This window comes from Mycobacterium sp. (assembly GCF_051006775.1).
GTDB lineage: Bacteria > Actinomycetota > Actinomycetes > Mycobacteriales > Mycobacteriaceae > Mycobacterium.
Genome location: NZ_JBPCSX010000252.1, coordinates 1 through 6,993 on the forward strand (window position 1 = coordinate 1; position 6,993 = coordinate 6,993).

Genomic DNA, 6,993 nt, shown 5'->3' on the forward strand with positions numbered 1-6,993 from the left:
GTCAGGCAGTAGCTGGCGATGGTCTCCATCGAGGCCAGTCGGGGAATCCACGACTTGCGCTGCTCGGATGTGCCGTAGGTGTCGATCATCCAGGCGCACATGTTGTGGATCGAGATGAATGCCGAGATGGCGGGGTCGGCGATCGCCAGTTGCTCGAAGATGCGCACCGCGTCCAGGCGTCGCAGTCCGCTGCCACCGACATCCTCGCCGCAGTAGATCGCCCCCATGCCGAGCTCGGCGGCCTCGCGCAGCACCTCGACCGGCAGGTGCTTGTCGTGGTCCCAGGTCAGCGCGTGCGGGGCGATTCGTTTGGCGGCGAAGTCGCCGACGGTTTCGGCGATGACGCGTTCATCATCATCCAATTTCATGAAAGTCATCGGCGGTCGCTGTTACTTCATAGTCGGGATGACGAATTCGGCGCCATCCTTGATGCCCGACGGCCAGCGCTCGGTGACGGTCTTGGTCTTGGTGTAGAACTGGATCGAACTCGGTCCGTGCTGATTGAGATCGCCGAAGCCTGAGCGCTTCCAGCCGCCGAAGGTGTGATAGGCCACCGGAACCGGGATCGGCACGTTGACGCCGACCATGCCGACCTGGACACGGGAGACGAAGTCGCGGGCGGTGTCGCCGTCGCGGGTGAAGATCGCCACGCCGTTGCCGTATTCGTGCTCGTTGGGGAGTTTGAGGGCTTCCTCGTAGTTCTTCACGCGCACGATGCACACCACCGGGCCGAAGATCTCGTCGGTGTAGATCGACATGTCGGTGGTGACGCGATCGAACAGGGACGGCCCTATGAAGAAACCACCCTCGAGGCTCTCGTCGCCGAATGTCATTTCGTCGCTACCCTTGGCACGCCCGTCTACGACGAGTTCGGCTCCGGCGGCGACACCGGCGTCGATATAGCCGCGCACGCGATCCAGCGCCGCTTCGGTGACCAGGGGGCCGTAGTCGGCCTTGGGATCGAGGCTGTGGCCGACGCGCAGGTGCTCGACCCGCTCGGCCAGCCTGTTGCGCAGGCGGTTCGCCGTCTCGTCGCCGACCGCAACCGCGACGCTGATCGCCATGCAGCGTTCACCGGCGCTGCCGTAACCGGCGCCGATCAGGGCGTCGACGGCCTGATCCAGATCAGAATCGGGCATCACGATCATGTGGTTCTTGGCGCCGCCGAAACACTGCGCCCTCTTACCGTGAGCTGCTGCGCCGGAGTAGATGTACTGCGCGATGTCCGATGAACCGACGAAACCGACGGCCTTGATGTCGGGGTGATTCAGGATGGCGTCGACTGCCTCCTTATCGCCCTGGACCACCTGGAACACCCCCGGTGGCAGGCCGGCTTCGATGAACAGCTCGGCCAGCCGAAGCGGTACCGACGGATCGCGCTCGGACGGTTTCAGGATGAATGCGTTACCGCATGCCAGCGCCGGGCCGGCTTTCCAGAGCGGGATCATCGCCGGAAAGTTGAACGGGGTGATGCCGGCGACCACGCCCAGCGGCTGCCGGATCGAGTAGACGTCGATACCCGGGCCGGCGCCCTCGGTGTATTCGCCCTTCATCAGATGCGGGATGCCGGTGGCAAACTCAATGACCTCGATACCGCGCTGGATGTCACCGAGTGAGTCGGGGACGGTCTTGCCGTGCTCGATCGAGAGCAGTTCGGCGATCTCGGTTGCGTTGGCGTTGACGAGTTCGATGAACTTCATCAGTACCCGCGCCCGTTTCTGCGGGTTCCACGACCCCCACTCCTTCTGCGCCTCCACCGCCGAGGCGACCGCGACGTCGACATCGGCGGCCGAGGCGAGCAGAACCTTGGCCTGCACCGCGCCGGTGCTGGGGTTGAATACGTCGGCGGTGCGGGCGCTGGCCAGCGGGCTGAGGCGGCCATCGATGAAATGCTGAATCTGTGGGGTCATGAGAGTCATCCTTCGGGCGCAACGGTGATTTAGTTGGATATCCTAGTAAGTCTTGTTCCAGCGGGGCAATAACCCTTCCGCCCGCACCTCGTCGAGCCCAGGGGCGCCGGCATCGCGCTCGGAGAGCCGCCACTGTGCCGGCGGCAGCGGCCAGTCGATTCCGATCGCCGGGTCGGTAGGGCAGATCGTGTGCTCGCGTTGCGGTGCGTACGGCGCCGAACACAGGTACATGACGGTCGAGTCGGCCTCCAGTGCCAGGAAGCCGTGGGCCAGACCCTCGGAGATGTAAACCGATCGCCGCGACGAGTCGTCGAGTAGCACCGAGTCCCACCGGCCGAAGGTCGGCGACCCCTCGCGGATGTCGACCACGACGTCGAACACCGAACCCTTGACGCATGTGACGTACTTGGCCTGACCGGGCGGCAGCTGTGCGAAATGCAGGCCCCGCAGCGTGCCGGCCGCCGACACCGAGCAGTTGGCCTGCCGCATGTCGAACCGGTGGCCGGTCATCTCGCCGAACGCCGTCTCGGTGAACCACTCGAGGAAGACTCCGCGTTCGTCGCTGTGCAGTTCCGGCGTGATCTCCCAGGAGCCCGGCACGGATAATTCGCGAAAAGCCATGTCAATGACCAGCTTTGGCGTAGTCGGCTTCAACCTGGTCCTTCAGTGGACCCCACCACCACTCGTTGCTGCGGTACCACTCGATGGTGGCCCGCAGGCCCTCGGCGAAATCGGTGTGCCTGGGCGCCCAGCCGAGATCCTCGCGCAGGGCCGTGGCATCAATCGCGTAGCGCAGGTCATGGCCTGCCCGGTCGGTAACCCGGTCGAAGTCGTCGGGATCACGGTCCATCAGTCGCAGGATCATTCGCAGTACCGACAGGTTGTCGCGCTCCCCGTCGGCTCCGATCAGATAGGTCGCGCCGCTCGCCCCGGCCTCCAGGATCCGCCAGACGGCGCTGTTGTGGTCATCGACGTGGATCCAGTCCCGCACATTGGCCCCGGATCCGTACAGCTTCGGCCGCCGGCCGGTCAGCACATTGGTGATCTGGCGCGGGATGAACTTCTCGACGTGCTGGAACGGCCCGTAGTTGTTCGAGCAGTTCGAGATGGTCGCGTTGACGCCGTACGAGCGCACCCACGCCCGCACCAGCAGATCCGCGGAGGCCTTGGTCGCCGAGTAGGGACTGGACGGGTTATAGGGCGTCGTCGCCGTGAACCGGACGGCCGAATCCAGCGGCAGGTCGCCATAGACCTCGTCGGTGGAGATGTGGTGCAGCCTGACCCCGTGCCGGCGGACCGCCTCGAGGACCGAAAAAGTCCCGACGACGTTGCTGCGCACGAACGGCGCCGGGTCGGCCAGGGAGTTGTCCACATGGGTCTCGGCGGCGAAGTGCACGACGGCATCGGATTCGGCGACCAGGCCGTCGACCAGGGCCTCGTCGGTCAGATCTCCCTCGACCACCCGGACCGCGCCCCGCAGCGACGCGAGGGACTCCCGGCTCCCGGCGTAGGTGAGTCCGTCCAGCACGGTCACGGCAACTTCGGGGCGCTCCGCGACCACCTGGTGGACGAAATTGGCGCCGATGAAACCGGCGCCGCCAGTCACCAACAGCCGCATGAGGTCACCTTAACCAAGCCTGACCGTGCTCAACCGGGCCTGACGCGTTTTGGAGTACCGCTGACAAGCGGGTATCGTGGGGCAACGGTGCGGTGATCGCGCCGACTCTTGCGTGCCCAGCCGGGGAGCATTCCCCGATTGACTGGCGTCTCACGTTTTGCAGTCGGGGCGAGCGCTGCCCACACCGAACAGGATCTAGTGAGGATATGGGCAAAAAAGACGGTGCCATCGAGGTTGAGGGCCGCGTGGTCGAGCCCCTGCCCAATGCGATGTTCCGCATTGAGCTGGAGAACGGCCACAAGGTGCTCGCCCACATCAGCGGCAAGATGCGGCAGCACTACATCCGCATCCTTCCCGAGGACCGGGTGGTGGTGGAGCTCTCTCCCTACGACCTGACCCGGGGCCGCATCGTGTACCGGTACAAGTAACCGCCCATCCCACCGCACGAGAACGAGAACAGGATCAAACGCCGTGAAGGTCAACCCGAGCGTCAAGCCGATCTGCGACAAATGCAGGGTGATTCGCCGGCATGGGCGGGTCATGGTGATCTGCACTGATCCGCGCCACAAGCAGCGGCAGGGCTGATCTCCGACCAGCACCGCCGATGAACAACTGAATGAAGACCTCCCAGAACCAGTGAGCGGAATGTTTCCGTTCATCCACGTCCGGACGGAGGCCGGACCCCGAAAGCGCACGCCGCCGGGAACGGTCTGGGATCGACACCTCCGCATAGAAGAAGGAACACAGCCCTGTGGCACGTCTAGTGGGCGTCGATCTCCCGCGCGATAAGCGCATGGAGATCGCGCTGACCTATATCTACGGCATCGGCCGTACCCGCTCTCAGGAAATCCTGGCTGCGACCGGTATCGACCGGGATCTGCGCAGCAAGGACCTGACCGACGATCAGCTGACCCAGCTGCGCGAATACATCGAAGGCAGCCTCAAGGTCGAGGGTGACCTTCGCCGCGAGGTGCAGGCCGATATCCGTCGCAAGATCGAGATCGGTTGCTACCAGGGTCTGCGGCACCGCCGTGGCCTGCCGGTGCGCGGCCAGCGGACGAAGACCAATGCGCGCACCCGCAAGGGTCCGAAGCGCACCATCGCCGGCAAGAAGAAGGCTAAGTAAACATGGCACCTCCGAAGAAGGCCGCGTCCGGCGCCAAGAAGGGCAAGACCACCCGCCGCAGGGAAAAGAAGAATGTCCCGCACGGTGCCGCCCATATCAAGAGCACGTTCAACAACACGATCGTCTCGATCACCGACCCGCAGGGCAATGTGATCGCCTGGGCGTCGTCAGGTCATGTCGGCTTCAAGGGCTCGCGCAAGTCGACCCCGTTCGCCGCGCAGCTGGCCGCCGAGAACGCCGCCCGCAAGGCTCAGGAGCACGGCGTCAAGAAGGTCGACGTCTTCGTCAAGGGTCCGGGTTCGGGCCGCGAGACCGCGATCCGCTCACTGCAGGCAGCCGGTCTTGAGGTCGGCGCCATTTCCGATGTCACACCGCAGCCGCACAACGGCTGCCGTCCGCCCAAGCGGCGCCGGGTCTAGTCGGCTCGGGATAGGGAGAGAGAAGCAACCATGGCTCGTTATACCGGACCTGCCACCCGCAAGTCGCGCCGTCTCGGTGTTGACCTCGTCGGCGGCGATCAGTCCTTCGAGAAGCGCCCCTACCCGCCCGGCCAGCACGGTCGCGCGCGGGTCAAGGAGAGCGAGTACCGCACGCAGCTGCAGGAGAAGCAGAAGGCCCGCTTCACCTACGGCGTGATGGAGAAGCAGTTCCGCCGCTACTACGAAGAGGCGAACCGCAAGACCGGCAAGACCGGCGAGAACCTGCTCCAGATCCTGGAGAGCCGCCTGGACAACGTCGTCTACCGCGCCGGCCTGGCGCGCACCCGACGGATGGCCCGCCAGTTGGTCAGCCACGGCCACTTCACCGTCAACGGCGTGAAGGTCGACATCCCCAGCTATCGGGTGTCGCAGTACGACATCATCGATATCAAGGACCGCTCGATCAACACCCTGCCGTTCCAGATCTCCCGGGAGACCTCGGGCGATCGCCCGATCCCGGGCTGGCTGCAGGTGGTCGGCGAACGCCAGCGAATCCTGGTGCACCAACTGCCTACTCGCGAGCAGATCACGGTCCCACTGACCGAGCAGCTGATCGTCGAGTTCTACTCGAAGTAACACCCTGCGGAACGCCCGTTCCGCAGATCACCCGACGGCATCAAATAGTGGGTGCCGAGAAGGAGATACGAGAAGACAATGCTGATCTCTCAGCGCCCCACACTGTCCGAGGACGTCATCGCCGAGGACCGCTCACAGTTCGTCATCGAGCCGCTCGAGCCCGGATTCGGCTACACGCTGGGCAACTCGCTGCGGCGCACGCTGCTGTCGTCGATCCCCGGTGCGGCCGTGACCAGCATCCGCATCGACGGTGTGCTGCATGAGTTCACCACCGTGCCCGGCGTGAAGGAGGATGTCACCGACATCATCCTGAACCTCAAGGGCCTGGTGGTCTCCTCTGACGAGGACGAGCCGGTCACCATGTACCTGCGCAAGCAGGGCCCGGGTGCGGTCACCGCGGGTGACATCGTTCCGCCGGCGGGTGTGAGCGTGCACAACCCGGAAATGCACATCGCGACGCTCAACGAGAAGGGCAAGCTCGAGGTCGAGCTGGTCGTCGAACGGGGCCGCGGTTATGTCCCGGCGGTGCAGAACAAGGTCTCCGGCGCCGAGATCGGCCGTATCCCGGTCGACTCCATCTACTCGCCGGTGCTCAAGGTCACCTACAAGGTGGAGGCCACCCGCGTCGAGCAGCGCACCGACTTCGACAAGCTGATCCTCGATGTGGAGACCAAGAACTCCATCAGCCCGCGTGACGCGCTGGCCTCGGCCGGCAAGACACTGGTCGAGCTGTTCGGCCTGGCGCGTGAGCTCAATGTCGAGGCCGAGGGCATCGAGATCGGACCCTCCCCACAGGAGGCCGATCACATCGCTGCGTTCGCGCTGCCGATCGACGACCTCGATCTGACCGTCCGCTCGTACAACTGCCTCAAGCGCGAGGGTGTGCACACCGTCGGCGAGCTGGTGGGCCGGACCGAGTCCGATTTGCTGGACATCCGCAACTTCGGCCAGAAGTCCATCGACGAGGTCAAGATCAAGCTGCACTCGCTGGGTCTCTCGCTGAAGGACTCACCGGCAACCTTCGATCCGTCCGAGGTCGCCGGCTACGACGTGGCCACCGGCACCTGGACCAACGACAGCGGCTATGACTAGGCATACGAGACCGACACCGACCAGGACTACGCCGAAACCGAACAGCTGTAAAGAAATTCGTCCCGGCCCTACCTGATACGGGGGTCGGCCCCAATTAGGAGATAGTTGCAATGCCCAAGCCCACTAAGGGTCCTCGCCTCGGCGGATCCTCCTCGCATCAGAAGGCGCTCCTGGCCAACCTGGCCACGTCGC

At 64.7% G+C, this 6,993-nt stretch carries 10 protein-coding genes and 1 pseudogene; 7 read left to right on the forward strand and 4 right to left on the reverse strand.

The features are described 5' to 3' along the window. The 4 genes from ACR2JI_RS17660 to rfbB form a co-directional block, all read right to left on the reverse strand. Window positions 1-368, reverse strand: a 368-nt coding sequence (locus ACR2JI_RS17660; RefSeq protein WP_526392348.1) for an acyl-CoA dehydrogenase family protein, incomplete at its 3' end; no start/stop codon positions are given. Between the two features lie 21 nt (window positions 369-389). Further along, complete coding sequence (locus ACR2JI_RS17665) at window positions 390-1,910, reverse strand: CoA-acylating methylmalonate-semialdehyde dehydrogenase (RefSeq protein WP_526392350.1); 1,521 nt, start codon at window positions 1,908-1,910, stop codon at window positions 390-392. Window positions 1,911-1,952: 42 nt separating this feature from the next. Beyond that, the gene (rfbC, locus tag ACR2JI_RS17670) at window positions 1,953-2,531 is read right to left on the reverse strand and encodes a dTDP-4-dehydrorhamnose 3,5-epimerase (protein WP_526392352.1); all 579 of its coding nucleotides are present in this window, start codon (window positions 2,529-2,531) and stop codon (window positions 1,953-1,955) included. A 1-nt stretch (window position 2,532) separates the two neighbouring features. After that, window positions 2,533-3,528 carry a dTDP-glucose 4,6-dehydratase gene (rfbB, locus tag ACR2JI_RS17675; RefSeq protein ID WP_526392354.1) on the reverse strand — a complete coding sequence of 332 codons (996 nt, stop codon included), beginning with the start codon at window positions 3,526-3,528 and terminating at the stop codon, window positions 2,533-2,535. 206 nt (window positions 3,529-3,734) lie between these two features. On the opposite strand from rfbB, the gene infA reads away from it, so the two are divergent. The 7 genes and pseudogenes from infA to ACR2JI_RS17710 form a co-directional block, all read left to right on the forward strand. Next, window positions 3,735-3,956, forward strand: a complete 222-nt coding sequence (gene infA / locus ACR2JI_RS17680) for a translation initiation factor IF-1 (RefSeq protein WP_213516935.1) — start codon at window positions 3,735-3,737, stop codon at window positions 3,954-3,956. 43 nt (window positions 3,957-3,999) lie between these two features. Beyond that, window positions 4,000-4,113 (forward strand): 50S ribosomal protein L36, encoded by a 114-nt coding sequence (gene rpmJ / locus ACR2JI_RS17685; protein WP_025737541.1) that lies wholly within the window; start codon window positions 4,000-4,002, stop codon window positions 4,111-4,113. A 166-nt stretch (window positions 4,114-4,279) separates the two neighbouring features. Next, window positions 4,280-4,654, forward strand: a complete 375-nt coding sequence (gene rpsM, locus ACR2JI_RS17690; RefSeq protein ID WP_526392356.1) for a 30S ribosomal protein S13 — start codon at window positions 4,280-4,282, stop codon at window positions 4,652-4,654. A gap of 2 nt (window positions 4,655-4,656) precedes the next feature. Beyond that, window positions 4,657-5,073: a 30S ribosomal protein S11 gene (gene rpsK / locus ACR2JI_RS17695; protein ID WP_293308034.1), complete on the forward strand. Its 417-nt coding sequence runs from the start codon at window positions 4,657-4,659 to the stop codon at window positions 5,071-5,073. 30 nt (window positions 5,074-5,103) lie between these two features. Continuing rightward, window positions 5,104-5,709: a 30S ribosomal protein S4 gene (gene rpsD, locus ACR2JI_RS17700; RefSeq protein WP_526392359.1), complete on the forward strand. Its 606-nt coding sequence runs from the start codon at window positions 5,104-5,106 to the stop codon at window positions 5,707-5,709. Window positions 5,710-5,787: 78 nt separating this feature from the next. Next, window positions 5,788-6,801: a DNA-directed RNA polymerase subunit alpha gene (locus tag ACR2JI_RS17705; RefSeq protein WP_526392361.1), complete on the forward strand. Its 1,014-nt coding sequence runs from the start codon at window positions 5,788-5,790 to the stop codon at window positions 6,799-6,801. A gap of 110 nt (window positions 6,802-6,911) precedes the next feature. Next, window positions 6,912-6,993 (forward strand): annotated as a pseudogene (locus ACR2JI_RS17710) (50S ribosomal protein L17); the annotation flags it as partial.